General features: G+C 68.6%; 24 protein-coding genes and 1 pseudogene. 20 read left to right on the forward strand and 5 right to left on the reverse strand.

All coding sequences use genetic code 11. The features are described 5' to 3' along the window. Positions 1-20: 20 nt before the first annotated feature. The 3 genes from ABN028_RS06330 to ABN028_RS06340 are packed head-to-tail and all read left to right on the forward strand — an operon-like array spanning position 21 to position 3,138. Positions 21-1,205 carry a phosphoglycerate kinase gene (locus ABN028_RS06330; RefSeq protein ID WP_349696046.1) on the forward strand — a complete coding sequence of 395 codons (1,185 nt, stop codon included), beginning with the start codon at positions 21-23 and terminating at the stop codon, positions 1,203-1,205. Positions 1,206-1,237: 32 nt separating this feature from the next. Beyond that, on the forward strand, positions 1,238-2,014 hold the full coding sequence (gene tpiA / locus ABN028_RS06335) for a triose-phosphate isomerase (RefSeq protein ID WP_349329269.1): 777 nt from the start codon (positions 1,238-1,240) through the stop codon (positions 2,012-2,014). Between the two features lie 8 nt (positions 2,015-2,022). Beyond that, positions 2,023-3,138 carry a dihydrofolate reductase family protein gene (locus ABN028_RS06340; RefSeq protein ID WP_349695945.1) on the forward strand — a complete coding sequence of 372 codons (1,116 nt, stop codon included), beginning with the start codon at positions 2,023-2,025 and terminating at the stop codon, positions 3,136-3,138. 27 nt (positions 3,139-3,165) lie between these two features. On the opposite strand, the gene ABN028_RS06345 is transcribed toward ABN028_RS06340, so the two are convergent. Continuing rightward, positions 3,166-3,891 carry an HAD family hydrolase gene (locus tag ABN028_RS06345; protein WP_349695946.1) on the reverse strand — a complete coding sequence of 242 codons (726 nt, stop codon included), beginning with the start codon at positions 3,889-3,891 and terminating at the stop codon, positions 3,166-3,168. A gap of 112 nt (positions 3,892-4,003) precedes the next feature. Between ABN028_RS06345 and ABN028_RS06350 the strand changes: the two genes are divergently transcribed. The 6 genes from ABN028_RS06350 (at position 4,004) to ABN028_RS06370 (ending at position 10,674) form a co-directional block, all read left to right on the forward strand. Beyond that, on the forward strand, positions 4,004-5,215 hold the full coding sequence (locus ABN028_RS06350; protein ID WP_349329097.1) for a helix-turn-helix domain-containing protein: 1,212 nt from the start codon (positions 4,004-4,006) through the stop codon (positions 5,213-5,215). 260 nt (positions 5,216-5,475) lie between these two features. Beyond that, positions 5,476-5,775, forward strand: a complete 300-nt coding sequence (locus ABN028_RS35280) for a zinc finger domain-containing protein (RefSeq protein WP_502879167.1) — start codon at positions 5,476-5,478, stop codon at positions 5,773-5,775. A gap of 153 nt (positions 5,776-5,928) precedes the next feature. After that, positions 5,929-7,068 (forward strand): endonuclease/exonuclease/phosphatase family protein, encoded by a 1,140-nt coding sequence (locus tag ABN028_RS06355; protein ID WP_349695947.1) that lies wholly within the window; start codon positions 5,929-5,931, stop codon positions 7,066-7,068. 178 nt (positions 7,069-7,246) lie between these two features. Then, complete coding sequence (locus ABN028_RS06360; RefSeq protein ID WP_349695948.1) at positions 7,247-8,437, forward strand: mandelate racemase/muconate lactonizing enzyme family protein; 1,191 nt, start codon at positions 7,247-7,249, stop codon at positions 8,435-8,437. Between the two features lie 64 nt (positions 8,438-8,501). Then, entirely contained in the window at positions 8,502-9,584 is a 1,083-nt protein-coding gene (locus ABN028_RS06365; protein ID WP_349695949.1) for a mandelate racemase/muconate lactonizing enzyme family protein, read from the forward strand. Positions 9,585-9,732: 148 nt separating this feature from the next. Next, the gene (locus tag ABN028_RS06370) at positions 9,733-10,674 is read left to right on the forward strand and encodes a hypothetical protein (RefSeq protein WP_349695950.1); all 942 of its coding nucleotides are present in this window, start codon (positions 9,733-9,735) and stop codon (positions 10,672-10,674) included. Between the two features lie 71 nt (positions 10,675-10,745). Here ABN028_RS06370 and ABN028_RS06375 read toward each other — a convergent pair whose 3' ends face one another. Further along, a complete protein-coding gene (locus tag ABN028_RS06375; RefSeq protein ID WP_349695951.1) occupies positions 10,746-11,606 on the reverse strand; it encodes an NAD(P)-dependent oxidoreductase in 861 nt (286 codons plus the stop codon). A gap of 135 nt (positions 11,607-11,741) precedes the next feature. Between ABN028_RS06375 and ABN028_RS06380 the strand changes: the two genes are divergently transcribed. The 5 genes from ABN028_RS06380 (at position 11,742) to ABN028_RS06400 (ending at position 15,662) form a co-directional block, all read left to right on the forward strand. Then, positions 11,742-12,533 (forward strand): GntR family transcriptional regulator, encoded by a 792-nt coding sequence (locus ABN028_RS06380; RefSeq protein WP_349695952.1) that lies wholly within the window; start codon positions 11,742-11,744, stop codon positions 12,531-12,533. An 86-nt stretch (positions 12,534-12,619) separates the two neighbouring features. Further along, positions 12,620-12,955, forward strand: a complete 336-nt coding sequence (locus ABN028_RS06385; protein ID WP_349329105.1) for a carbohydrate ABC transporter permease — start codon at positions 12,620-12,622, stop codon at positions 12,953-12,955. Positions 12,956-12,988: 33 nt separating this feature from the next. Next, positions 12,989-14,209, forward strand: a complete 1,221-nt coding sequence (locus ABN028_RS06390; RefSeq protein WP_349695953.1) for a CaiB/BaiF CoA transferase family protein — start codon at positions 12,989-12,991, stop codon at positions 14,207-14,209. A 5-nt stretch (positions 14,210-14,214) separates the two neighbouring features. Continuing rightward, the gene (locus ABN028_RS06395) at positions 14,215-15,021 is read left to right on the forward strand and encodes an enoyl-CoA hydratase/isomerase family protein (RefSeq protein ID WP_349695954.1); all 807 of its coding nucleotides are present in this window, start codon (positions 14,215-14,217) and stop codon (positions 15,019-15,021) included. Positions 15,022-15,047: 26 nt separating this feature from the next. Then, the gene (locus tag ABN028_RS06400; protein WP_349329108.1) at positions 15,048-15,662 is read left to right on the forward strand and encodes an orotate phosphoribosyltransferase; all 615 of its coding nucleotides are present in this window, start codon (positions 15,048-15,050) and stop codon (positions 15,660-15,662) included. Between the two features lie 8 nt (positions 15,663-15,670). On the opposite strand, the gene ABN028_RS06405 is transcribed toward ABN028_RS06400, so the two are convergent. Beyond that, complete coding sequence (locus ABN028_RS06405) at positions 15,671-16,273, reverse strand: hypothetical protein (RefSeq protein WP_349329109.1); 603 nt, start codon at positions 16,271-16,273, stop codon at positions 15,671-15,673. Positions 16,274-16,485: 212 nt separating this feature from the next. Between ABN028_RS06405 and ABN028_RS35285 the strand changes: the two are divergent. The 6 genes and pseudogenes from ABN028_RS35285 to ABN028_RS06430 form a co-directional block, all read left to right on the forward strand. Next, positions 16,486-17,232 (forward strand): annotated as a pseudogene (locus ABN028_RS35285) (amidohydrolase family protein); the annotation flags it as partial. 487 nt (positions 17,233-17,719) lie between these two features. Then, the gene (locus ABN028_RS35290; protein WP_502879168.1) at positions 17,720-18,085 is read left to right on the forward strand and encodes an amidohydrolase family protein; all 366 of its coding nucleotides are present in this window, start codon (positions 17,720-17,722) and stop codon (positions 18,083-18,085) included. A gap of 45 nt (positions 18,086-18,130) precedes the next feature. Then, positions 18,131-19,603: an MFS transporter gene (locus ABN028_RS06415; RefSeq protein WP_349329111.1), complete on the forward strand. Its 1,473-nt coding sequence runs from the start codon at positions 18,131-18,133 to the stop codon at positions 19,601-19,603. A 185-nt stretch (positions 19,604-19,788) separates the two neighbouring features. After that, positions 19,789-20,022 carry a preprotein translocase subunit SecG gene (secG, locus tag ABN028_RS06420; protein ID WP_349329270.1) on the forward strand — a complete coding sequence of 78 codons (234 nt, stop codon included), beginning with the start codon at positions 19,789-19,791 and terminating at the stop codon, positions 20,020-20,022. Positions 20,023-20,156: 134 nt separating this feature from the next. Then, entirely contained in the window at positions 20,157-20,513 is a 357-nt protein-coding gene (locus ABN028_RS06425) for an RNA polymerase-binding protein RbpA (protein ID WP_349329112.1), read from the forward strand. A gap of 228 nt (positions 20,514-20,741) precedes the next feature. Beyond that, positions 20,742-22,739, forward strand: coding sequence for an exo-alpha-sialidase (locus tag ABN028_RS06430; RefSeq protein WP_349695956.1), 1,998 nt, complete (start codon positions 20,742-20,744; stop codon positions 22,737-22,739). A gap of 3 nt (positions 22,740-22,742) precedes the next feature. Here ABN028_RS06430 and ABN028_RS06435 read toward each other — a convergent pair whose 3' ends face one another. Beyond that, positions 22,743-23,402 (reverse strand): HAD family hydrolase, encoded by a 660-nt coding sequence (locus ABN028_RS06435; protein ID WP_349695957.1) that lies wholly within the window; start codon positions 23,400-23,402, stop codon positions 22,743-22,745. A gap of 48 nt (positions 23,403-23,450) precedes the next feature. Next, positions 23,451-25,106 carry a glycoside hydrolase family 10-like protein gene (locus ABN028_RS06440; RefSeq protein WP_349695958.1) on the reverse strand — a complete coding sequence of 552 codons (1,656 nt, stop codon included), beginning with the start codon at positions 25,104-25,106 and terminating at the stop codon, positions 23,451-23,453. Positions 25,107-25,121 lie beyond the last annotated feature (15 nt).

Genomic DNA, 25,121 nt, shown 5'->3' on the forward strand with positions numbered 1-25,121 from the left:
CTGCGACCGAGGGGTCTCGGCTGCGTACGATCGACGACCTGGGAGATCTGCGCGGCAAGCGCGTCCTCGTCCGTTCCGACCTCAACGTCCCGCTGGACGGTGAGATGATCACCGACGACGGACGGATCAGGGCCAGTGTCCCGACGATCCGCGCGCTCGCCGACAAGGGTGCGCGGGTCGCCGTGGCAGCTCACCTGGGACGCCCGAAGGGCAAGCCGGACCCGCAGTACTCGCTGGCGCCGGCGGCTCGGCGGCTCGGCGAACTGCTCGACCGGCCGGTGGCGTTCGGCTCCGACACGGTGGGCGAGAGTGCGCACGCCACCGTTGACGGGCTGGCTGACGGCGGTGTCGCCGTCCTGGAGAACGTCCGCTTCGACCCGCGCGAGACCAGCAAGGACGACGCGGAGCGTGGCGCGTTCGCCGGCGAGCTGGCAGCACTTGCCGATGCGTACGTCTCGGACGGTTTCGGAGCGGTGCACCGCAAGCACGCGAGCGTCTACGACGTGGCGAAGCGACTTCCCCACGCGGCCGGCGGGCTCGTGCTCGCCGAGGTCGAGGTCCTGCGCAGGCTCACGGTCGACCCGGACCGGCCTTACGCGGTTGTCCTCGGCGGCGCGAAGGTCTCGGACAAGCTCGGCGTCATCGACAACCTCCTCGGCCAGGCCGACCTCCTGCTCATCGGCGGTGGAATGGTGTTCACCTTCCTTGCCGCGCAGGGGCATGAGATCGGCCGGAGCCTGCTCGAGGAAGACCAGGTCGAGACTGTCAAGCGCTACTTGACACAGGCGGGCGACCGGATCGTCCTGCCGGTCGACATCGTGGCGGCAACGGCGGTCAGTGACACGGCCGAGCACTCCGTCGTCGTCGTCGACGCGATTCCCAAGGACCGGATGGGCCTCGACATCGGCCCGGCCTCGGCGAAGCTGTTCGCTGACAAGCTTCGCGGCGCCCACACGGTGTTCTGGAACGGTCCGATGGGTGTCGCCGAGATCGAGGCGTTCGCGAACGGGACGCGGGCGGTGGCCGAAGCGCTCACCACGATCGACGGACTGTCGGTCGTAGGCGGCGGCGACTCGGCGGCGGCGGTGCGCGCGCTCGGCTTCGCCGAAGACGCCTTCGGGCACATCTCGACCGGCGGCGGAGCGAGCCTGGAATACCTTGAGGGCAAGACCCTTCCGGGACTTGCCGTGCTGGAGGACGAGTGACGAAGCAGTCGGGTGACGGCCGTACCGTGTTGATGGCCGGCAACTGGAAGATGAACCTCGACCATCGCGAGGCCGTCCACCTGGTCCAGAAGCTGACCTGGATCCTGCAGGACAAGAAGCACGACTTCGCCGCCGTCGAGGTGGTGGTGCATCCGCCGTTCACCGACATCCGCTCGGTGCAGACACTGGTCGACGGCGACCGGCTGCACCTGCAGTACGGCGGGCAGGATCTCAGCCAACACGACGGCGGCGCCTACACCGGTGACATCTCCGGGGCCATGCTCGCCAAGCTGGGCTGCACCTACGTCATCGTCGGACACTCCGAACGCCGTCAGCACCACCACGAGGACGACGCGCTCGTCAATGCCAAGGTGCACGCCGCGCTTCGGCACGGCTTGCGCCCGATCCTGTGTGTGGGTGAGGGTCTGGACGTACGCAAGGAGGGCAGACAGGTCGAACACACCGTCGACCAGGTGCAGGCCGCCCTTGACGGCGTGAAACCCGACCAGGCGGGCGAGATCGTCATCGCGTACGAACCGATCTGGGCGATCGGCACCGGCGAGGTCGCGACGCCGGACGACGCGCAGGAGGTGTGCGCGGCGATCCGTGAGGTGGTGGGACTGCGTTACGACGCCGCGGTCGCGGGCGGCATGCGGGTGCTCTACGGCGGCTCGGTGAAGGCGGCCAACGTCGCCGGCATCATGGAGCAACCCGACGTTGACGGCTGCCTCGTCGGCGGTGCCAGCCTCGACCCGGAGGAGTTCGGAGCGATCTGCCGCTACCACGACATGCCGGTGCTCCCCACCTGAGCGCTGCCGTGGCCGAACGTCCGTACGTCGTGGCCAGTGCCGCGATGTCGGTCGACGGCTGTCTCGACGACACGACCCCCGAGCGGCTGCTGCTGTCCGACGCGGCCGACTTCGATCGGGTCGACGAGGTGCGATCCGGTTGCGACGCGATCCTGGTCGGCGCGGAGACGATCCGGCGCGACAACCCCCGGCTGGTGGTGCGTTCGGACCTACGCCGTCAAGCTCGCCTTGAGTCCGGCCGCCCCGCCGACCCGGTGAAGGTGACGCTCACGGCGAGCGGGGAGCTGGATCCGGGCGCGAGGTTCTTTGCGGCGGGGGAGAGCGACAAGGTCGTCTATGCGGCGGGCGGTTCGGCGGGTACGGCGCGAGAGCGGCTCGGTGACGTGGCGACCGTGGTGGATGGGGGTGACCCGCTCGACCTCGAGGTCGTCCTGGCGGACCTGAGGCGGCGAGGCGTACGACGGCTCCTGGTCGAAGGTGGCGGCCGCGTCCACACGGCGTTTCTCACAGCGGGCTTCGTCGACGAACTCCACCTCGTCGTCGCGCCGTTCTTCGTCGGTGATGCCGACGCGCCACGCTTCGTCGGGGACGGTGCGTTTCCGTATCACCCGGGCCATCCGATGCGGCTCGCGGACGTACGCCGGATCGGTGATCTCGCCTTCCTGCGTTACGTTCTGGCCGCGGACCACTACTGGCTGGCCGAGGCGATCGAGGAGTCCCGGCGGTGTCCGGTCTCGCCGTCGGCGTACTCGGTCGGTGCCGTTCTCGTCGACGTTGAGGGTCGGGAGATCTCCCGCGGCTACTCGCGCGAGGCCGACCCCCGCGACCACGCCGAGGAGGCGGTCCTCGCCAAGGTTGCCGATGACGATCCCAGGCTGCGGACCGCCACGCTCTACTCCACGCTGGAACCGTGCAGCGCCAGGGCGTCCCGGCCACGCCCGTGCGCGGAACTCGTCATCGCGGCCGGCATCCCGCGCGTGGTGATCGCGTGGCGTGAGCCGGACCTCTTCGTGGACTGCCACGGCGTCGAGGACTTGCGCGCGGTGGGTGTCGAGGTTGTCGAGAAGCCTGAGCTGGCTTCGGAAGCGCGCAGCGTCAACGCGCACCTCTTCCGTACGGCCTGAGGCGACGCCCGGCCGTGATCATCTGCCTCAGTGGTACGGCCGACCGTCGCGGCCCAGATGCGCGTTATCGCTGAGGATCAGTTCAACCAAGAGGTCAGTGTCGAGGAGGTTGGGAAGCACGGTGCCTGCGCCAACCTCCCGTAACTCGTCCGCACTGCTGCTGCCGGTAGCTACAGCGATCACGCGAACGCCGCTCCTTCGACCTGCCTCCACGTCTGCGGTCGTGTCACCGATGATCAATGCCCCCGCAGGCGTGATTCGCCGCCCTGCCGCCGCTGACGCGCGCTCCAAGGCAATCGTGACCAGCTCCGTACGGACATCGGCGTCCTCTCCGTAGGCGCCGAGCTCCCACTCGATGTGACGGTCAAGTCCGAAGGCAGCGAGCTTGACCTCGGCGACACCGCGTACGTTTCCGGTGAGCACAGTCTGCGTCACTTGCGGCTGGGCGGCGAGAGCGTCCAGCGCGGCGGCGGCACCGACCAACGCCTGTCCACGTTGACGTAGCTCGAGGGCCCGGTCGACGTGCAACTGAGTCAGGGCGGCAGCGAACCTTTCGAAGTCCGCTCGACTTGTTGACAGGCCATGGAGCCTTGCGGTCTCTCGAAAGATGACTGGTTCAGTGATCCCGTCCACCTTTGCCTGGGTCACCATCTGGCGGCCGGTGACCTGCTCGAAGGCTATGGCCGACAGTTCCTGACCCACGCCGCGAGTGGCGATCAAGGTGTGATCGATGTCCCACAGCACAAGCCACACTGTCGCTCTCCATCTGTCACCTGACTGGCGGGACGAGCGTTCGCATCCACCAGGCTGCGGTACCTCTAGGCTGACAGAATACGGGCCACTGTGCGGTGAACGAGGGGATCGCATGAGTATGCCAAAGCTGCCTATCGGCGAACGGATCCGTTCGGGGCGGGAAAGGGCCGGACGAACCCAAGCGGCGGTTGCCGGCCTGTGTGGCATCACTGTCGACTACCTGTCGCAGATCGAGCGCGGCATGAAGGTTCCTTCCCTGGAGGTACTGCTCGCGATTGCGAAGGAACTAGGTGTGCCTGCCGCCGGCCTGATCGCCGACATCCCGCAGTCCCAGCCCTACTCTTCCGACCATGGAGCTGCACCGCCCGTTGTGAGAGCGCTCTTTGCTTCACAACCCCGATCCTGCGCAGGGGCGTCGGCGCTTTCGCCAAGCCTCCTCCGGCATCGGGTCGAGGATGCATGGCGGAGCTGGCAGACCTCCGGGAGGAGGTTCAGTGAGGCGGTTGAAGTGCTGCCTGAGCTGATCACGGACACCGAATGTGCCGTCAGGGCACACCGAAATGACCCTGATGCAGCGGGCCGGCGTGAAGTGCTGCGCTGCGCCGCAGATCTGTATGGCTTGCTACGGTCTTACTGCCGTCGCACCGGGCGGCTTGACCTGTCGCTGATGGTCGCTGATCGCGGGCTGCGAGCCGCAGAAGACGCGGATGATCCCATCCGCATAGCAACGGCCCAGTGGAACATGGGCCACGTCCTCCTGGGCGACGGCCACCCGGAATCTGCCGAGGATGTGGCTATGCGCGCCATCAGTCAGCTGCGTGAGGCCCCTGAGGACCATGACGTCATCGCCATCGTCGGCGCCCTGCATCTGGTGGCTGTGACAAGTGCTGCGCGCCGCCACGCATGGTGGGTGGCCAGAGATCGGCTCAGAGAGAAAGCCAGCGTGTTCGCTGCGCGGAGCGGCGAGCGCAACGTGATGCACACCGTCTTCGGTCCCACCAACGTTGAGCTTCACCGACTATCCGTCGAGATGGAGGCCGGCGAAGCCACCGAAGCCCTACGCATCGCCGACGGGATCGATACCACCAGGTTGCCGTCCCGAGAGCGGCGCTTCACTTTCAACCTGGAAGTCGCCCGGTGCTACGACCTGCGCGGAGACGATGCCGCTGTCCTGGTACACCTCAGAGACCTTGTTGAGCTCGCACCTGAGGATGCCTCCCACAGCCTGGAGACCCGCGAACTGGTGCGACGGCTGCTACGGCGAGCTCGGCCGACCTACCGCAAGCAGGTTGTCTCGCTCGCCGACCGCCTTGGTATCGCCTGATGCTTCTCGTACCGCTGGTCGAGCCGAACTGACAGTTCGGGTCTCGAGCGTCATCCCGCTCTACGTTCGTCACCACCGACGTACCGAGAGGGACGAGCCATGCTCATAACGGAGAGCACCACGCAGCCAAGGATGCTGCCGGCAGGTCTCGGCCCGGTCGCTGCGTCGCACGCAAGCTGGTGCGGCAGCCTGGGAAGGCCATCCCCACGGAGGCGGGCTGCCGCACCTTCAGTCCGACCGGCGAAGGCGGTAGCGGTGCGATGGCGGATCGGCATGTTCCTGGTATTCATGGCTCTCGGGATCGTGTGCGCGATGGCGGTGGCAGGCCCGTAAACGTTCATCCCCCCGACTCGGGCCGGCTCGATTGGATCTGGTCAGGCGACTCGAAGGATCAGGGCTACACCGACGACGACCTGACCATCACCGCACGGGTACTGTCCCGGGTCTGCCCGATGTGTGGCGCAGGTGTCGGCGTATGGTGCCGCACCGCTTCCGGGAACGTGCTGGCCAGCCTGGATCTGCAGCACGTCGCCCGTCGAAGCTGTGTGCTGTCGACCTAGCCAAGCGGCGATGACCTCGCAGGACGTTGTCGCTTCACGGTCCCGGAGAGTTCGCGAACTGTTGACCTCACCGGAGCGTGGCGGGCGGCCGAGACCCGCTGTAGTCTGACGAACCGCCGCGCTCCTGCCCGTTCGGACCTCGAGGAGATTCCGTTGCGCTGGTTCGTACGCGTCTTTCGTCGGCTGGCTGTGCTCCTCGCCGCCGTCGCCACGTTGCACGGCGTCGTCGTCGTACCCGCTGCCTTTGCCCGGCCGGGCGAATCCGTCGCCGCAGCGCCGACCACGTTCCGGATCCTGTCGTTCAACATCTGGTTCGAGGGCACCGCCGTCCCCGACGGTCTCGACTACGTGGTCGAGACGATCCGAATGACCGGCGCCAACGTGGTCCTGTTGTCCGAGGCCGGGGCGGCCACACATGCGATCGCGGAGGCGCTGTCGACCCCGGAGCAGCCGTACTATGCGGCTGCCTCGGATGACGCCGGCATCGTCTCAGCATTCCCGATCATCGACGAAGCCGAGCTCCCCTACGCCAAGAAGGCAATCCTCGACGTCCACGGGCGGGAGGTGGCGACGTACTCGGCGCACCTCTACTACCGGAACTACGCGACCTATCTCCCGCGCGGGTACGGCGGCGGCGTAGACGAGCCCAGCGAGTTCGCCCAGTACGGTTGGGACAAGCTGCCGGACGGGCCGGTACTCGACGTGGACAAGATCCTTCAGGTCAACGCGGACTCTGGCCGGACCGAGGTCATCAGCCACATCGTCGCGGACGCCGCGCTCGAGCGCGCCAAGAGGCGAACCGTGTTCCTCGGCGGCGACTTCAACGAGCCGCCGGCTGACGACTGGACCGCCGCGACCGGCTCACTGTTCGACCACCAAGGCCTCACGATCCCGTGGCAGACGAGCGCCTTTCTCCGGGACGCAGGCTACGTAGACGCCTACCGCGCCACCTACCCCAACCCGGTCACCCATCCCGGATTCACCTGGCCGTCCGACAACCCCGACAAGGATGCGTCCGAGCTGACCTGGGCCCCCGAGGCCGACGAGCGAGACCGGATCGACTACGTCTTCCACCGCTCCGCGTCCGGGGTCAAGCTCGTCAGCGCGGGCGTCGTCGGCCCGCGTTCGACGATCGTGCGCAACGAGCGCGTTGTCGAGGACACCGACGACAACTTCCTGTCGATTCCCGAGCACTGGCCGAGCGACCACAAGGCGGTCCTGGCGACATACCGGCTGGCCGGATCTCCGCCACCCCCTGAGCGGACGTTCGAGACCGCTACCCGGACAGCCTGACAGGCCGCTGGCTGCCAGCCGAGCAACTGCCGGAGCCCGAGGCGTACGCCGCCGTCGTGGCCGGGTTCGTCACGACCAACGCTGTAAGGACTTCTGACGGCTATCGTCCTAAGGCGAGTGGGACATCACACACGTCGCCTGGTATGTCCGCGCGCGGACAGGGAGCGAGTCGCAGCCGATGAAGATCACCGATCTGAAGTGTGCCGTTCTCGGTCGCAATCCCGTCGTGAGGGTGGTGACGGACGAAGGACTCGACGGATACGCAGCGATCGAGCCGGCGAAGGACCAGCACAAGCCGGTAGTGGAGCTCTATCGCGAGCGCATCCTCGGCGAGGATCCCACCGACGTCGAGCGGGTCATGCTCAAGATCCGCCGGCTGGGGGCGTTCAAGCCCTGGGGGTCCGCGGTCTCGGCGATCGAGATGGCGTTGTGGGACATTGCCGGCAAGGCAGCCGGGCTTCCCGTCCACAAGCTGCTGGGCGGCAAGGTCCGCGACAAGGTGCGCGTCTACAACGGCGGCGTCCGCAGCCCGATGAACGGACACGCACCAGAAGATCATGCCGCCGCGATGACGGCCATGCGCGAGGCGCCAGAGGGCTTCACGATCGTCAAGCAGGCGTTGGCGTTCCACAGCGCGATGCCGGTTCAGCTTCCCGACTTCTTCTACGGCGAGCCGCGCAGCGGTCCCTCCCATCCACACCGCGGGTTACTCACCGAGCGTGGGCTGCGGCACCTGGTCGACTGCGTCGAGGCCATGAAGGAGGTGTTGGGCGACGAGGTCGGGCTGGCGCTGGACCTGGGACCGGGCTGGACGGTGCCTGATGCGATCCGCTTCGCCCGCGCCGTCGAGCCGTTCTCGCTGATGTGGTTGGAGGACATGCTCACCGGCGACTACGTGCCGTACGTCAACGCGGCTCAGTACCGCGAGGTGACGACCGCGACGACCACCCCGATCCATACCGGTGAGCAGATCTATCTCCGGCAGAACTTCAAGGAGCTGATCGAGACACAGGCCGTGCGCGTGGTGGGGCCCGACCCCTGCGACGTGGGCGGCATCGCGGAACTCAAGTGGGTCGCGGAGTACGCCGACATGCACGGGGTGCTGATGGCGCCCCACGGAGTCGGCGACGGCGTACTGGGACTGGCGGCGCTGGTCCAGGTCTGCGCGACCCTTCCCGACAACTACATCGCGTTCGAGTATCCCGTCGGCCGGCCGGAATGGTGGTACGACATCGTCGACGGGCTGCCGGATCCCATTGTCTCCAACGGTTTCATCGACGTGTGGGACCGGCCGGGCATGGGTGTCGAGCTCATTCCCGAAGCCGCCCGGCCGTACCTCTCGGCGGAGGACGCGGACTTCTTCGACTGATTCCGTTCGTACGAACAAGATCCGTGGATCCGTCATCCCCCGCCAACATGCCGGAGGCTGTCGCATGAAGATCACCGACGTGCGGTTCACGACGTACGACCTGGGGAAGCTGGCGAAGCCTTTCCGCAACTCGATCCTGGTGACCGAGAACAAGCGCCTCACCCTTGTCGAGGTCGACACCGACGAGGGCATCTCCGGCCTCGCTCTGTCGGCCGAAGGCTCCGCCAGATTCGCGGTACCGATCCGCGATCGGCTCGTCGGCGAGGACCCGCGTGATCACAGCCGCCTCTGGCACCGCATGTTCACCGGTTGGCGGAAGCCTGTCGTCAAGGGTGACGCCGTGTCGGCGATCGGGTCGGTCGACAACGCCTTGTGGGACCTGCGAGGCAAAACGTTCGACCTACCGGTCTACCGGCTGCTCGGCGGCTTTCGTTCCCGCGTACCCGCATATGCCGCCGGTGGCTACTACGAGGAGGGCAAGGGGCCTGCGGACCTCGCCGAGGAGATGCTGCGGTTCGTCGGCGCCGGCTACCGCGCCGTCAAGATGAAGGTGGGTGGCGCGGACATCGGTGAGGACGTACGCCGGGTGGCCGCGGTCCGCGAGGCGGTCGGGCCGGACATCAGGGTGATGGTCGACGCGAACAACGCCTGGACCTCGGCCGAGGCGTTGAAGTTCGGGCAGGCGGTGGAGGGGTTCGACCTTGCGTGGTTCGAGGAACCCTGCTGGCCCGACGACCACGAGGGGATGGCCCGGCTGGTGGGCCGCCTCACGACTCCCATCGCCACCGGTGAGATCGAGTTCACGCGTTGGGGGTTCCGGGATCTCATCGAACGCCGGGCGGTCGACATCGTCCAGGCCGATCCGCAGACATGTGGCGGGCTGACGGAGTGGGTCCGGATCGCGACCCTCGCCTCCGCGCACCACCTGATGATGGCGCCGCACGGTAACCACTACGTGGGTGCGCACGCGGTGGCGGCGGTCGACAACGGCCTCATCGTCGAGAGCTACGCCGGTCTCAGCCCGTGGCAGGACGAGTTCCTCGGCGGGATCTCCTTCGTCGACGGCGATCTGGTCCTCCCCGAGACCCCAGGGCTGGGAATCGCCGTCGATCGCGCCGCGCTCGAGCGAGCCGCCCGTACCAGGTGACGACCGCATCCGGCCGCCGCGTACGACTCGGACGGCGTTTCCCCGCGCCGTACCTTCGAGATCGGTTCATCGCATCGTCGAGCCGAGTTCGCGCAGCCGAGCGCTGCGTTCGAGATGGTCGCCGCGGGAGATCCACGTGGAGGACATGATGGTTGCTCGAACCAAGATCGTCGCTGGAGTGGTTGCCGGGCTCGCGGCCGGAGCGCTGGCACTGAGCTCCGCTCTGCTGCCAGCGCAGGCGTCCGCACCAGCTGGTGCCGCGGCCGGCGAGCCGCCGGTGTACACGGCCACGCTCGACAGGTCCTACGACACCTTCGATGCGAACCAGGGCGTCGGCGTCGACCGAAACGCCTTCTACGCGGTCAACAACCGCACCATCACCAAGCATGACCGGGCGACCGGCAAGCCTCTCTTGCAGTTCGCCGGCAACGACGACGGTCCGATCACGCACATGGACAGCGGTGTCGTCGTGAACGGCAGGTTGTACGCAGCACACTCCAACTACGACGAGTCGCCGATGGAGAGCTCGGTCGAGGTGTTCGACTCCAGGACGATGCGACCCATCCGTACCCACAGTTTCGGCGTCGACCGAGGATCGCTGACCTGGCTGGACCGGCACGACGGCGCGTGGTGGGCAGGCTTCGCCAACTACGACGTGGTCCCGGACGACCAGACCGAGCCGTACGGCGAGACGTACAACACCCAGGTCGTGAAGCTGGACGACCATTTCCAGGTCGTCGAGGCGTGGACGATCCCGAAGGCGATCCTCGACAGGTTCAAGCCGATGAGCAACTCTGGTGGGTCGTGGGGACCCGACGGGCGGCTCTGGCTCACCGGTCACGACCTCGGTGAGGCGTACGTCATGAACGTCCCGTCCGCGGGTTCGAAGCTCGAATGGGTGGCGACCGTCGAGCTTCCGGAGGTCGAGGGACAAGGCATCGCGTGGGACCGCTCCGGTGACAAGCCGAGGTTGTGGACGATCAGGCGGTCGACGTCGCAGGTGTTGACCTTCACCGTTCCCTACGGCTCGATCAGCGACCCGACCACAGATCCCTGGCAGGTCCTCGGCCCCGGCGAATTCCGCGAGTAGACGGACACTACCCCCGTAGGGCGGTGTGTCGGCGGGTAGTGCTGCCGCTGGCGGCGGTTGTGCGGAACACGCTAGGACGATCGGGCGGCGTGGCGTTCGACGGTCTCGGCCATCGTCTGGGCCAGGAGGCCCGCCACCGGAAGGGAGACACCGGCGGTCCGCGCTGCTGCCACGATGTCCCAGAGGTCCTTGCTCCACGGGCGATAGGCCACGGGCACGTCGGCCGCGTCGTAGGCCGATGCCACCTGGTCGAAGAATCCCCAGCTCCGCGCCACCCACGAGTCGCCCGTGCTGGTGCCCGCAACCTTCAGGACGGTGGCCGCATCGACGTCGTACGCCTGGGCAAGGTCGAGAGCCTCGTGCGCCCCGGCGAGCGCGGCGAACATCATCAGCTGGTTGGCGAGCTTCACCGCCGATCCCGCGCCCGGAGCGCCGACATGGACGACGTCGCCGGCGATGGTGTCGAAGTACGGCTGTGCGAGTCGCAACGCCTCGGCGTTCGCGCCCACCATCACGGTCAGGTCGCCCCGCTCGGCGCGTTCGAAACCGCCGCTCACGGGGGCGTCGACGAAGGCGGTCGTCGACGAGTCAGCCAGCTCCTGGCCGAGGGCGTTGGCGGTGGCCGGGAGCACAGTGCTGTGGACCACGACGAGGGGATCGTCCGCCAGGCTCGCAAGGAGGCCAGGCGTACGCACGACCGCCGAGACCGCTGCATCATCGGGCACGGCCAGGGCGAGCACCCGGCATCCAGCGAGGTCGCGCAGGGAGGCGGCCCCCGACGCTCCCTTCGCGACGGCGGCGCTGACCGCGTTCGGTCGGATGTCGTACGCCGTCACCGGCCAACCCGCGCTGACCAGGGCGGACACCATCGGCAGTCCGAGGTTGCCCAGCCCGACGAATCCGATCTGCGCCGAACGGTCGAGCTGGTTCATGCGTTCCTCCCGGTCTGTCGGTCAACGGCGGTGGCCCCTGGCTACGCCAGGCAAAGCTGACTATTGTCTACAACAGTCGAAGGACCCTTCACAACCAGTCGGCGTACACCCGACCATCCGAGACGCGGAGGATTCGTGGCAGCACGCGACCGGACACAGCCGACCGGCCGGCGTGCGGCGTCGTCCGAGGGTCAGCCTCCCGCATCGTCCGACGGCACCCCGCCGGCGCCCGCCACCGTCCGGCCCCGGCTCGACCCGCCGAGCCTCGTCCAACTCGCCGCCGACGAGCTGCGCCGGATGATCCTCGCGGCCGAGCTGCGACCCGGCGAACGGCTGATCGAGGAACGCCTGACCGCGCATCTCGGCATCAGCCGGCCACCCCTGCGCGAGGCGATGCGGATCCTCCAACAGGAAGGCCTCATCGTCGTACAGCCGCGCCGGGGCGCCACGGTGACCCAGCTCGCCGACGAGGACGTGTTCGAGATCCTCACCCTGCGTTCGGCTCTCGAGCGCCTGTCGGTGGAGCTCGGCGTTCCCGTCACCGACGACCGCGCCGACCGGCTGCAGCGCTGCCGCGACGCTCTCGCCGAGATGCAGGCGTGCGCCGAACGCGAGGACCGCGCGCACCTGGTCGAGTGCGGCTATGCGTTCCACCGTTCGATCGTCGGACTTGCCGGCCATCGGCGGCTCGAGGGTCTCTACGACTCGCTCCATCAGCAGTTGCTGTTGTGCATGGCGATGAACCTCTATGCCCGCGAGCACTTCTACGAGGATCTCGCGCACCACGTCGACCGTCACCGCGTCCTTCTCGACATCATCGAGCGCGGTGACACCCAGGCGGTGCTCGACGAGCTCGCGGCACACGGGGAGAGGTCGTTCACCAGGCACGCACGCAGCGAAGCCGCCAGTGATTCCGCACCGAGGTGAATGCCCGCAGCCTGAAAACCGCATCCCCGGAAGAGGTGGACCCGTGCACACTCGCCGTGCAGTTACTCGGAACGAACTCTCCCGTCGTGCCGTCCTGGCCAGGGCGTCCACCGGCGCCGTCCAACCTGCGGATCTGGTGGAACATCATCCTTCCGCTGTCGAAGCCGGTACTGATCGCGATCGGCATCTTCTCGTTCGTGTACCACTGGAACGACTTCCTGCTTCCGCTCATCTACCTGCAGAGCGAGGGAAACAAGACGCTCGCGTTGGGCCTGCGCGCGTTCATCAGTCCGACGGAAGCGTCGTGGAACATCAGCATGGCGGCGTCGATGTTCCTGGTGATCCCGGTGCTCATCGTCTTCTTCGTCGCGCAACGGCAGTTCATCCGGGGCGTTGTGATGACCGGGATGAAGGGCCGGTAGGTCAGGGAACGATTCCACCAGAGGAGTACGTCGATGGAGCCGAACGAGTCCGAGCGCGCCAGCATGGCGGGAGTGCGGGTCGTGGAGGTCGGTGTGTTCATGGCCGCGCCGTTCGCCGGGATGCAGCTGGCCGACCTGGGTGCCGACGTCATCAAGGTCGAGCCACCCGGGCGTGGTGACCCGTCGCGTCAGATCGGGCCGTTCGTGGCGGGGGAGAGCGCGCCGTTCGTACGCCTGAACCGGAACAAGCGTTCGGTCGTGATCGACCTCAAGCATCCCGAGGGAAAGGAGGCGTTCCGCCGGCTCGTCTCCACCGCCGACGTCCTGCTGGAGAACCTCCGCCCGGGCGCGATGCGCCGCCTCGGCCTCGGCTACGACGACCTGCGCGTGGACAACCCGCGACTCGTCTACGCGTCACTGTCGGGTTGGGGTCAGGACGGGCCGCGCGCGGGGCTGCCAGGGCTCGACGTCATGGCCCAGGCGAGAGCGGGCCTCATGAGCATCACCGGAGAGCCGGACGGCCCGCCCGCGAAGATCGGCGTACCGGTGTGTGATCTCGTCTGCGGCCTCTACGCCGCCCTCGCGGTGACGGCGGCCCTCCGAGCGCGGGATGCCACGGGCGAGGGGCAGCACATCGACGTGTCGCTGCTGGAGTCCGGGGTGTCGTTCGCGATCTGGGAGGCGGGACGGTACTTCGGCGCCGGCGAGGTCGGTGGCCGGTTGGGATCGGCGCACCAGAGCACCGCGCCCTACCAGGCGTTTCGTACCTCCGACGGGTGGGTCACGCTCGGCGCGGTCACGCCCAAGACCTGGGCGGCCCTGTGCGACCTGCTGGGTCTGGAGGAGCTCCACGCCGCCCAGCGCTACGCCGACGCCTACGACCGGCAACGCCTTCGGGCCGAGCTGGCGCCGGCGATCGAGGCCGCGACGTCGACCTGGACCACCGAGCGCCTGCTCGACGCACTCGACGAGGCCGGCGTCCCCTGCGCCCCGATCGCGGACTACGCCGAGGTCTTCGCCGACGACCATCTCCACGAGCGGGACTTCTTCTGGGACGCCCCGCATCCCCGGCTCGGCCCGGTCCGCCAGATCGGGTCGCCGATGCGGATGTCCGGCACACCGGTCGTACGCCACCGCGCGGGCCCGCCTCTCGGGGCCGACACCAGGGCAGTATTGGCGGAGGCAGGCATGTCGGACCGCGCGTTCGACGAGCTCCGCGCCTCGGGTGCGGTCCAGGACGTGGGAGAGGAATAGCAACAGTGGGGGACGACCGGCCGAAACCCGACCAGGATGGCCCGCTGCTCGTCGAGCGGAAGGGCGCTGCCCTGTGGGTCACGTTCAACCGGCCTGAACAGCGCAATGCCATCACCTGGGAGATGTACGAAGGCCTGGTCGAAGCGTGCCGCCGGGCCGACCGCGAGGCCGACGACGGGCTCCGGGTCATGGTGCTGCGCGGCGCGGGCGGTGAGGCGTTCGTCGCGGGGACCGACATCGCCCAGTTCACCGAGTTCGCCGCTGGCGCGGACGGGATCCACTACGAACGCCGGATGACGGCGCTGCTCGACCAGCTGGCATCCGTACGCGTCCCGACGGTCGCGGTCGTGACCGGCTACTGCGTCGGGGCGGGCCTGGCCATCGCCGCTGCCTGCGACCTGCGGATCGCCACGGAGGGATCCCGGTTCGGCGTACCCATCGCGCGCACCCTGGGCAACTGTCTCTCGCTCGCGACGACGGCGCTCCTGGTGGACCAGCTCGGCGCGAACCGCACGCTCGACCTGCTGCTGCGGGCCCGGTTCATGGGCGCGGAGGAGGCCCACACGGCCGGGTTCGTGAGCGAGGTCTGTGCGGTGGAGGAGGTCGACGCGGCGGCGGAGGACGTCGTCTCGCGCCTTGCCACCCACGCGCCGCTCACGATGTGGGCCGCGAAGGAGACGGTCCGGAGGCTGCGGACGGCTGAGATCCCCGATGACACCGACCTCCTCCACCGGGTCTACGCGAGCGAGGACTTCTCGGCTGGGGTTCGGGCCTTCCTCGCCAAGGACCGCCCGACCTGGAGAGGCCGTTGAGCGACACCGGCGGGGACGATCCCCGCGTGCGGACCGAGATTCTCGACCTCATGGGAGTCCGGCGGGGTCACTTCCTGCTGGAGTCGGGTCACCACGGCGATCTGTGGCTCGACCTCGACGCGCTATTCGAGAATCCCACGGCGCTCCGCCCGTTCGTTCACGACCTCGCGCGCTCACTCGACGTCAACCGGCTGGACGGCGTGTGCGGCCCGCTCACCGGCGGGGCGTTCGTCGCGCAGATGTTGGCACTGGAACTCGGCGTGAAGTTCTGGTTCACCGAACGCACCCAGCCACCCCGGGAGGGGACGCTCTACTCCGCGCGCTACGCGCTTGCAGCCGGGCAGCGGGTCGCGGGCGCCCGGGTCGCCGTCGTGGACGATGTCATCAACGCCGGCTCGGCGGTCACGTCAACGCTGTCCGCGCTGAGGTCGGCCGGGGCGATGCCGGCCGCGCTGGGCGCCCTGCTGGTCCTCGGCCAGGCGGCCGAGGCGTTGGCCAGCAAGCATTCCGTACCTCTCCACAGCACGGCGCGGCTGGACAACGCCCTCTGGCCACCGGCGGCCTGCCCGCGGTGCGCAGCCGGCGTACCGCTGGACACGACCTCGACGATGGGCGGACCTGCACCACCGTCATCCGGATGACGGCCGACTCACTCCCACCACACCGTCAGCCAGCCGTAGCACACGATGGGACCTCCGCTGAGCGGTTGGTTCCAGGAGAAGGCTGTGACCTGGGTCGCGGTGGAGAAGAAGCCGGTAAAGGGAACCTGGTCGCCTTCCCGTTGTTCCAACCCCTCGAAGGTGAAGTTGGAGGCGACGCTGAGTTCTCCGTTGGTGGACACCTGCGCGGCTCCGGCCAGGGCCGGTCCGGCCTTGCGCCGGAAGAACTCGTTGGTCCACGTCCAGTTTCCGTCCGAGTCGCCCCACAGGCTCATCGTCGAACACTCACGGGTGACCTCGTCCTCTCCCTCCTCAGTGGTGCCGACGTTCCTTTCGTCAGCCCTGGCCAGTTCCCGGCGAGGAGCAATCGCCAGTTCTTCCTCCCCGATCACGGCCAGTGCTTCGTCGACCGTCAGCGCGGGGTTGGACTTCCATGCATGTTCGAGTGCCTTGGCCTGTTTGCTGTCGAGGTGAATGGCAGCGGTCTCGGCCTGGACCACCGGCCTCTTGTCACCGCCGGCCGCGGCCGCTTGCTCTGCCATGGCACCGCCACCAGTAACACTGGTGACCAATGCGAGGAAAGCGATGATCATGGCGCGCATGATGCACCCCCGGTTTCGTCTTATGAAGGTTGTGCGCCGGCCGCGGTTCGGTCGGCGGCACTGCGCGGTCTCGACAGAGACTGACCGTTGCCGGTATCGATCCGATCTCGGTTCGGTACTGGCCCGAGAGGCTGCGGCCCGGGTGCCGTTTCAGCCGTCAGTACGCCCGGCACTGTCGGGGAACCTCGTGGCAGGGTGAGGGGATGGCTCACGACATCCTCCTGCGCGGCGGCACCCTGATCGACGGCACCGGAGCACCCGGTCGTACCGCTGACGTCCTCGTCGCCGACGGTCGGGTCGTCGACGTGAGCGCCGTAGGCGCAGGCGGCCTCGACGTGAACGCGAGCGAGGTCGTCGACATCCCGGGCGCGGTGGTCTGCCCGGGGTTCATCGACCTGCACTCCCATGCCGACTTCACCGTGTTCGGTGCACCGGAGGCGGTCACGCAGGTGACCCAGGGCGTGACGACGCTCGTGACGGGCAACTGCGGATTCTCGCCGTTCCCCGTCGTACCACACCACGCCGACGAACTCCGCGCACACGGGCGGTTCATCGATGACGGGCTGACCTGGGAGTGGTCGAGCGCGGGGGAGTACGCCGATGCGGTCGGACGGCTCCCGCTGGGTGTCAACCTCGCCTTGCAGGTCGGTCACGGTGCGCTGCGGATCGCGGCGATGGGCGGCGCCGACCGCGCTCCCACGCCAGCCGAACTGGAGCGGATGCGTGCGCTCGTCGCGCGGAGCGCCAACGCCGTGGTGGGATTCTCCACCGGTCTCATCTACGCACCCGGCACGTACGCGGAGGCCGACGAGCTCGTGGCGATCGCGACGCAGGCCGCCGCGGAGGGACTCCTCTACTCCACTCACATGCGCGACGAAGGTGGCGGCCTGCTGGATGCTGTCAACGAAGCGTTGACGATCAGCCGGCGGTCCGGCGTACGCCTGGAGATCTCGCACCTCAAAGCGTCCGGTCCGGCCTTCTGGGGCTCCGTTGCCGAGGCACTGGACCTGATCGAGGCGGCGAGAGCCGAGGGTGTCGACGTCGGCGCAGACCAGTACCCCTACACCGCGTCGAGCACGACGCTCACCAGTTGGCTGCCCGGCTGGGCGCTCGACGGTGGTCCCGCCGCGATGCTGAAGCGGCTCGATGATCCGGACCAGGCGGAACGTATCGCTCGCGACCTCGGCGGCGACGTCGGCGGGTCGTTCGATCCCGAGCGCATCGTCGTGGCGGACACACCTGACGGGCCCTACCAGCGGTTCGTCGGGCGCACCATCGAGGCGGCGGCCGTCGAGCTCGGCCTCGACACCGCCCACGCCGCCGTCGAACTGCTGCGCGGCCAGCGTGGACTCCTCGGCGTGGTCAACCACTCGATGTCCGAGGACGACGTACGCCGGATTCTGCGCGACCCCGCTGTCGCCGTCGCCAGCGACGGTCATGTGCTCGGCTGCCCAGGCCGCGGGCGACCTCATCCGCGCGGGCTCGGGACGTTCACCCCGGGTGCTCGGCCACTACGTGCGCGACGAGCGGGTGCTCGACCTGCCCCTCGCCGTACGCACGATGACGGAGCTGCCGGCCTCGCGGCTCGGCTGGTCGGACCGCGGCGTGGTCCGGCCGGGTGCCGTCGCCGACCTCGCGGTGTTCGACCCCGGGACCGTGACCGACCGGGCCAGCTTCGAGGACCCGTGGCAGCTCTCGACCGGCGTCCTGCACACCCTGGTCGGGGGCACGATGGTCCTGCGTGACGGCGTTCCGACGAGCACCCCGGCCGGCCAGGTGATCCACCGCCGTCCACGTCCGTGAAACCGAATTGCCGCCAGCCGGCGCCGACACCGAGAATGGCCGCTCGTGACGCGTCCTCGACCAGCCGAGGAACCACCAGGCGGGTCGAGGTGGTCTTCAGGGCTGTCCAGATGGTGGCGCCGGCTCGCCGCGCTGCGCCTCGACCTGACCCCGATGCGGACCTCCCGCGACTTCCGGCTGCTCTGGATCGCCGGCACCGTCTTCTATCTCGGCGGGATGATGACCTACGTCGCCCTGCCGTACCAGCTCTACCACCTCACCGGCTCCAACTTCGCCGTCGGCGCCCTCGGACTCATCCAGTTGGTCCCGCTGATCGCCTGCGGCCTCTACGGCGGGGCGCTCGCCGACCGGGTGGACCGGCGGAGCGTCCTCGTCGCGACCGGCACAGCCCAGTGCCTGCTCACGGTCGTGCTCCTCGTCAACGCGGCCCTGGCACGGCCGTCCGTCGGACTGATCTACGCCGTGGCAGTGCTGTTGACGGTCGCGCAGTCGCTGCAAAGACCGAGCCGCGAGGCGCTCACGCCGCGCGTCGTCCGCCATGACGAGCTGCCCGCTGCCGTCACCCTCTCCTCGGTCGGGATGCAGACCGGCATGCTCGCGGGACCGGCGCTCGCCGGGGTGATCCTCGCGACCAGCGGCGCCGTGTGGGCCTACACGGTCGACGTCTGCGGTCTCATGATCGCTACCGCGCTCTTCGCCACCCTGCGCCGCTATCCGCCGTTGCAGGACACCGTGCAGGCCGGTCTCGCCGGCGCGGCCCGGGGGATCGCCGACGGGCTGCGCTACGCCGTACGCCGCAAAGACCTGCTCGGGACCTACATCGTCGACCTGACGGCGATGTTCCTGGCGATGCCGATCGTGCTGTTCCCCGCGTTCGCGGCCGACGTGCTGCGCGAGCCGACGATGCTCGGGTTGCTCTACTCGGCGGGCACAGTGGGCTCGTTGGTGGCGACGGCGACGAGCGGCTGGACGGCGCGGGTTCACCACCACGGCCGCGCGGTCGTACTGGCGGCGGCGTGCTGGGGCGCGGCGGTCGTCTTCGCCGGGCTCGCGCCGTCGGCATGGCTCGCGATCGTCGCGTTGGCGTTCGCCGGCGCGGCCGACATGATCAGCGGGATCTTCCGCAGCGTGATCTGGCACCAGACCATCCCGGACGAACGACGGGGCCGGCTTGCCGGGATCGAGATGCTGTCGTACTCCATCGGGCCGATGGGCGGTGAAGCACGCGCTGGTCTGGTCGCCGACGCGACGAGCGTGCGTACCTCCATCGTGAGCGGTGGCGTGCTGTGTGTGGTCGGGGTCGCGCTCGTGTCCGCGTGGCTGCGGGAGTTCTGGGGGTACGACGCGCGGACGGACGAGCACGCAGTCCGTGAGCGCGACATCCGCGCCGCCCGGTCCGCCGCGGAGGCGGCGGGTGCCACCGCTGGCGTCACGACGGCGGCCGGAGTCACGAGGGCGGCCGGAGTCACGGGGGCGGCGGCCGCCGGATCGGTCGGTGACCCGTCCACCTCGTCCTGATCGGGGTGGCGTCCCTCGAGGTGACGATCCTCGCTCTCGAACCTTGCACCGGCCGCGAAGATCGCCCTGACGCCGCGGCTACAGTGCCGGGGGGCTACGGCTTACGCTGTGTGTCGTACTCTTAGGGCTCTTGGGTTATCCATAGCCGGTTATTGGCGTTATCGGACAAAGGGGTTCACCGGACCGTGGTTACCACGCTCTCGATCCTGCTGATCCTCACGAGCCTCGTGCTCGTGCTGCTGGTCCTGCTCCACAAAGGGCGGGGCGGCGGCCTGTCTGACCTGTTCGGCGGCGGAGTGACGTCGAGCCTCGGTGGCTCTTCCATCGCTGAACGCAACCTCGACCGCATCACGGTTGGCACGGGCATCATCTGGTTCGCCTGCATTGTGGGACTCGGATTGCTGCTCAAGTTCGGCTGAGCGTGCGGGCACACTCCCCACCTCGCTGGACAGCGCCGCGACGACCGCGGCCACCTGGTCCCTACTGATCGCCGATGTCCGGGCTCGTTCCAGAGCCATCGTTCGTCCGCAGACCGTCACGAGGGAGATCGTCAGTGGCAAGTGGCAGTGCCATTCGGGGCAGCCGGGTCGGTGCCGGTCCAATGGGAGAGGCCGAGCGTGGTGATACCGCGCCCCGCCAGAGAGTGACGTACTGGTGTGCCAACGGGCACGAGACGCGTCCGAGCTTCGCGCTTGACGCGGCGGTGCCTGACTCCTGGGACTGCCCGCGGTGCGGGCTTCCCGCCAGTCTTGACTCGGGCAACCCGCCGGCGGCGCCGAGAAATGAGCCGTACAAGACGCACCTCGCCTATGTCAAGGAACGCCGTACCGACGAAGAAGCCCGGCAGATCCTCGAAGAGGCGCTGCAGCAGCTTCGCGAACGCGTCGGTCGCGGAGAAGTCATTCTCTGACCGAGGCATCGTTCCCACGACCTGTGGGAGGGCGGTCGACTTCCAGGCCGATATTCCTCCCGCCAGTCTGAGGGGCACGCTCGTCCGGGCCGGGTAGCTGAGTCGGGCTGCCCGGCCGGTTTCGTTCGCCGGTCTTGTCATCGGCACGTCGTGGGTCTACCGTCGCCGCCAGACATCCCATGTCCCACGTCCAATGTCGACGCAAGGGACGGACGAACGGAGTCCGGCATGACGGCAGCGCCTCCGTACGCACGCCCGAGCGGGGACACCGAACCGCGGCGAGCCGGCGTCCCTCGCGCAGCGACGGTGTCCATCCTCGCCACCACCTGCCTGCTCGCCGCGCTGCTGGCGGCGGTGCCCCGCACTGACGCCGCCGGTGCGGAGCCGCGGCCGGGCCAGGAATCGGGCCATGAGGAGAGCCTGGGCCTGGTCGAGCAGGCGATGTTCGAGGAACAGGTGCTGTTCCAGGGCGGCACGCTGGGCTACTCGTGTTTCCGGATCCCGGCGATCGTCACCGCCACCGACGGCACGTTGCTCGCCTTCGCCGAAGGCCGGGTCAACACCTGCTCAGACACTGGCGACATCGACCTCGTACTTCGCCGGTCGCAGGACGGTGGCCGAACCTGGGGACCGCTGCAGGTCATCATCGAGGGATCGGGAGACACCAGAGGGAATCCGGCACCGGTCGTGGACCGGGCGTCGGGTCGGATCGCGTTGCTCTCGACCTACAACCCAGGGGCGAACCAGCAGATCCGCCGCCCGTTCCTGCAGGTCAGCAACGACAACGGTGCCACGTGGACCGCACCGGTCGACATCACCGGCGACATCAGCAAGCCCGAGTGGGAGTGGTGGTACGGCACCGGGCCGGTCCATGGCATCCAGCTCACCCGCGGACCCCATGCCGGACGTCTCGTCGTCCCGTCGTACTTCAACGAAACGGGCGGAACGCCCGGCGGCGTCGTGCTCGTCTACAGCGACGACGGTGGGCTGACCTGGCACCGAGGTGCGATCGCCTCGCACGACAGCCAGGTGATGCACCCGGGCGAGAACACCATCGTCGAGCTCGTCGACGGCGGGATCTATGACTCCGCCCGCGAAAGCGGGAGCGATCCTGACCCGGGCAACCGTGCGTTCGCGACCAGCGGCGACGGCGGAGAGACCTTCGACGCGCCGTTCGCCACCGACCCGCGGATCGTCACGCCGATCGTGCAGGGATCGCTGCTGCGGCTGGGCGCGGTCGACGAGGGCGATGCCCGCAACCGGATCCTGCTCGCGGCGCCGGCGCATCCGGCGGCGCGCGAGGTGATGACGGTTCGCTCGTCCTACGACGAGGCTCGGACGTGGGAGTCCTGGGATGAGGGCAAGGTCGTCCACTGGGGTCCCTCGGCGTACTCCGACCTCACCGAGATCTCCGACGGCGTGGTCGGGTTGATGTACGAGGCGGGGAGCTTCAGCCCATACGAGACGATCCGCTTCGCCCGCTTCGACGAGGCCTACCTTGCGACGCCGAACGGTGATCCGCCCGGCATCCCGCCGCCTCCGGCGCCTGGGCCGACGACGCCCGACCTGGCGAAGGCAGGTGTGCCGGGGCGTGGCAACACCGCGTACGTCCGAGGTGGAGCGACGCTCGGCGAAGGCCGGTTCGGCACGGCGCTCGACCTCGACGGTAGCGACGACCGAGTGGAGCTGCCCTTCACGAAGGCGCTCGACCTCGCTGCCGACGACTTCACGTGGTCCACCTGGATCCGCTACTCGGCGACGGCCGGGTCGCACACTTTGCTGTGGGCGTACCGGCTCGGGTCCGGCACGACGCCGCAGGTCTGGCTGCGCGCGGAACCGGGCAGCAACCGGATCCGTGCGCTGATCGGCACCGGCTACGGCTCGGCCACCCTGACCGCCACCGACCCGGTGAACGACGGCGAGTGGCACCACGTCGCGCTGCGGCGGGCTGGCCGGCAGTTCAGCCTGTGGCTGGACGGTGAGCAGGTGGCGGCCGCGACCGGGCCGAAGGGCTCGGTGACCGAGGGCCAGGAGTTCGGCGTCGAGGGGATCCACGTCGGCCAGCGCATCGACGGTGCGAACCGGTTCCAAGGCTCGATCGACGAAGTACGCATCTACCGGCGTGCCCTGCCCGAGTCGGAGATCGGTCAGGTCAGCCGGTCCAGTGCGCTGGATCCGCGTGGGCTGGAGCTACGACTTCCGTTCGAGAAGATCCAGGGCGGCTGATCCTCATCCGACGCGCGCGTTGTCCAGCACCAGGTGGATCGCGGCGGACACGTTGTCGGCGGTGCGCGTAGGTTGGTACTCGAGCTCGGCCGGCCAGATCCTGCCGAGAGGCAGCCACACGCTGGGGTAGCCGATGGCCTGAGCGCCGCCGATGTCCGCGCGCGCAGAATCGCCGACGACCCAGCCGCCGTCGGCCAGCCTCGCCCCCACCACCTCCGCGGCGCGGGCGAAGATCCCCGCGTCCGGCTTGGCCGCCCCGACGCCCTCGGAGATGACCCAACCGGCGACCTCCCGATCGAGGCCGGAAACCTGGATCTTCTTCTCCTGTTGGCGGACCCGGCCGTTCGTCACGATGACCGGAGTCCAGCCGAGGGCCGTGGCGTGTCGCAGGGCCGTACGGGTGCTCGCCGCGAGGGTGACCGCATCGGCGGCGCCGTTGTCAAGGAAGCCTTGCACGAGCGGGGGAGCGAGCATCGGATAGCGATCCAGCAGCCCGCGTGCTACCACGCCCCGCGGCCGGTAGCCGCTGGCGTCGAGCTCGAGAACCCAGTCGAGGTCGGTGGCCGGAAGTCCGTGCGTAGCAAGGAGATCCGTCGTCGCGAACCGGAACGCGGCATCCCGGTCGACGAGGGTGTTGTCGAGGTCGAGCAGCAGGAGTGGCACGTGGAGCGATCCTACGGCCGCGCCGCTTCGCGGATCCAGCCAGATGCTTCAGGGGCGGGCGGTCCGGCCCTCGCTCGGTTTGCTCTCGTGGTGCAGCCGGTCGAGCCCGGTGACCGCGTAGGTGTAGGTCCGTCCCGGATCGGCGGTGGTGTCAACGAAGCCTTGCTTCGTACCCGACCCCGCCCGCACGGTCGTGAGCAGGTTGCCCGCGTCGTCGAAACCACACGGGTCGGACTCGTCCCCGTCGAACCGGTAGACGGCGTACGACGTGGCCCGGCGGTGCGCCGACGAGGTGTCCTTCCAGGACAGGCGTGCGCCCTCGTCGGTGTGCTCGGCGCTCACGAGTGACGGTTGGTCAGGTGCCCTCCCGCCCAGCTGGCGCATCTCCGGCACCAAGGCCGGCCGCGCGTAGTGGTCGGCGACCAGGATGCTCATGTTGTCAAGCCGGTCGGCGATGACGTCCTTGGCGCTGAAGTAGATGTCACCGGCCACCTGCGGATGGTCGCGGTTGAAGGTGAGGTGCCGCGTCATCTCCCGCGGGTCCGACCAGGCGGGATCCTGCGTGGACGTGCCCGCCTTGTAGGTCGCCTGGCCGACGAAGAGTTGGACATCCCTCCCGTCGACCTCGGCCGACCACCACGGCACGAGCTTCGCGTAGTCGGCGGGAGCGAAGCCGATGTTCCAGTAGACCTGCGGGACGATGTAGTCGATCCACTCCTCGCGGACCCACCGCCTGGTGTCGGCGTACAGGTCGTCGAAGGTCTCGACGCCGGCCTGTGTGTCGGACCCCTCGGGATCGGTGGCGATGTTGCGCCACACCGCGAACGGGCTGATCCCGAACTTCACCCAGGGCTTCGCCTTCTTGATGCGTACGGACAACTCCTTGACGAGCAGGTCGATGTTGTTGCGGCGCCAGTCGGCCTTGTCGGGGAAGCCGGCGCCGTACTCCTGGTAGGTCGCCTCGTCGTCGAACTGCTCGGTGCCCACGGGGTATGGGTAGAAGTAGTCGTCGAAGTGGACGGCGTCGACGTCGTAGTTCTTCACCGCGTGCAGGATGGCGTCCTCGACGAAGCGCCGCACCTGCGGGATACCTGGGTTGTAGTAGAGCTTCCCGCCGTAGGGCACGATCCAGTCCGGGTGCTGCCGGGCTGGATGATCGGGTGCGAGGTGGGCGGGATCAGCCTGCATACTGACGCGGTACGGATTGAACCAGGCGTGGAACTCCAGGTTGCGCGCGTGCGCCTCGCTCACGAGGAAGGCCAGCGGGTCATAGCCCGGGTCCTGTCCCGGAGTGCCGGTCAGCCATTCCGACCACGGTTCGTACGGCGAGGGCCAGAAGGCGTCCGCGGTCGGCCGGATCTGCACGACGACGCCGTTCAGGCGACGGTCCTCGGCTTCGTCGAGCAGGCGGAGGTACTCGGCCTTCTGCTCGGCGACGCTGAGGCCCTGCCGGGACGGCCAGTCGATATTGACCACGCTGGCGATCCACATCGCGCGGAACTGCCGCTTCGGCGTCGCCGGATCAGGTGCCGGACACTCCTTGCCCGTCGTCGAGTCTCCGCCGCCTGGTGCCGCGGCGGCCCTCTCGCCGGACGACGCGACCGGCGCGGCGGCGGACGGCAGGGCGGCCATGGTGGCCACCAACGCGACCGCGGAGACCGCGACGAGCGTGAGGCGTTGCAGGTGGATGCGCGAGGTCAGCACGGTGGACGCACCTCC

This window comes from Actinopolymorpha sp. B17G11 (assembly GCF_040196095.1).
In the GTDB taxonomy this organism is placed as follows: Bacteria; Actinomycetota; Actinomycetes; order Propionibacteriales; family Actinopolymorphaceae; genus Thermasporomyces.

Coding starts and splice junctions, on each gene's coding strand:
- ABN028_RS06430 (WP_349695956.1), top strand. CDS start 20,742: ATGACGGCAGCGCCTCCGTACGCACGCCCGAGCGGGGACACCGAACCG.
- ABN028_RS06405 (WP_349329109.1), bottom strand. CDS start 16,273: ATGATCATCGCTTTCCTCGCATTGGTCACCAGTGTTACTGGTGGCGGT.
- ABN028_RS06375 (WP_349695951.1), bottom strand. CDS start 11,606: ATGAACCAGCTCGACCGTTCGGCGCAGATCGGATTCGTCGGGCTGGGC.
- ABN028_RS35280 (WP_502879167.1), top strand. CDS start 5,476: ATGGCGGATCGGCATGTTCCTGGTATTCATGGCTCTCGGGATCGTGTG.
- ABN028_RS06370 (WP_349695950.1), top strand. CDS start 9,733: ATGGTTGCTCGAACCAAGATCGTCGCTGGAGTGGTTGCCGGGCTCGCG.
- ABN028_RS06350 (WP_349329097.1), top strand. CDS start 4,004: ATGAGTATGCCAAAGCTGCCTATCGGCGAACGGATCCGTTCGGGGCGG.
- ABN028_RS06390 (WP_349695953.1), top strand. CDS start 12,989: ATGGAGCCGAACGAGTCCGAGCGCGCCAGCATGGCGGGAGTGCGGGTC.
- ABN028_RS06360 (WP_349695948.1), top strand. CDS start 7,247: ATGAAGATCACCGATCTGAAGTGTGCCGTTCTCGGTCGCAATCCCGTC.
- ABN028_RS06365 (WP_349695949.1), top strand. CDS start 8,502: ATGAAGATCACCGACGTGCGGTTCACGACGTACGACCTGGGGAAGCTG.
- ABN028_RS35290 (WP_502879168.1), top strand. CDS start 17,720: ATGTGCTCGGCTGCCCAGGCCGCGGGCGACCTCATCCGCGCGGGCTCG.
- tpiA (WP_349329269.1), top strand. CDS start 1,238: ATGGCCGGCAACTGGAAGATGAACCTCGACCATCGCGAGGCCGTCCAC.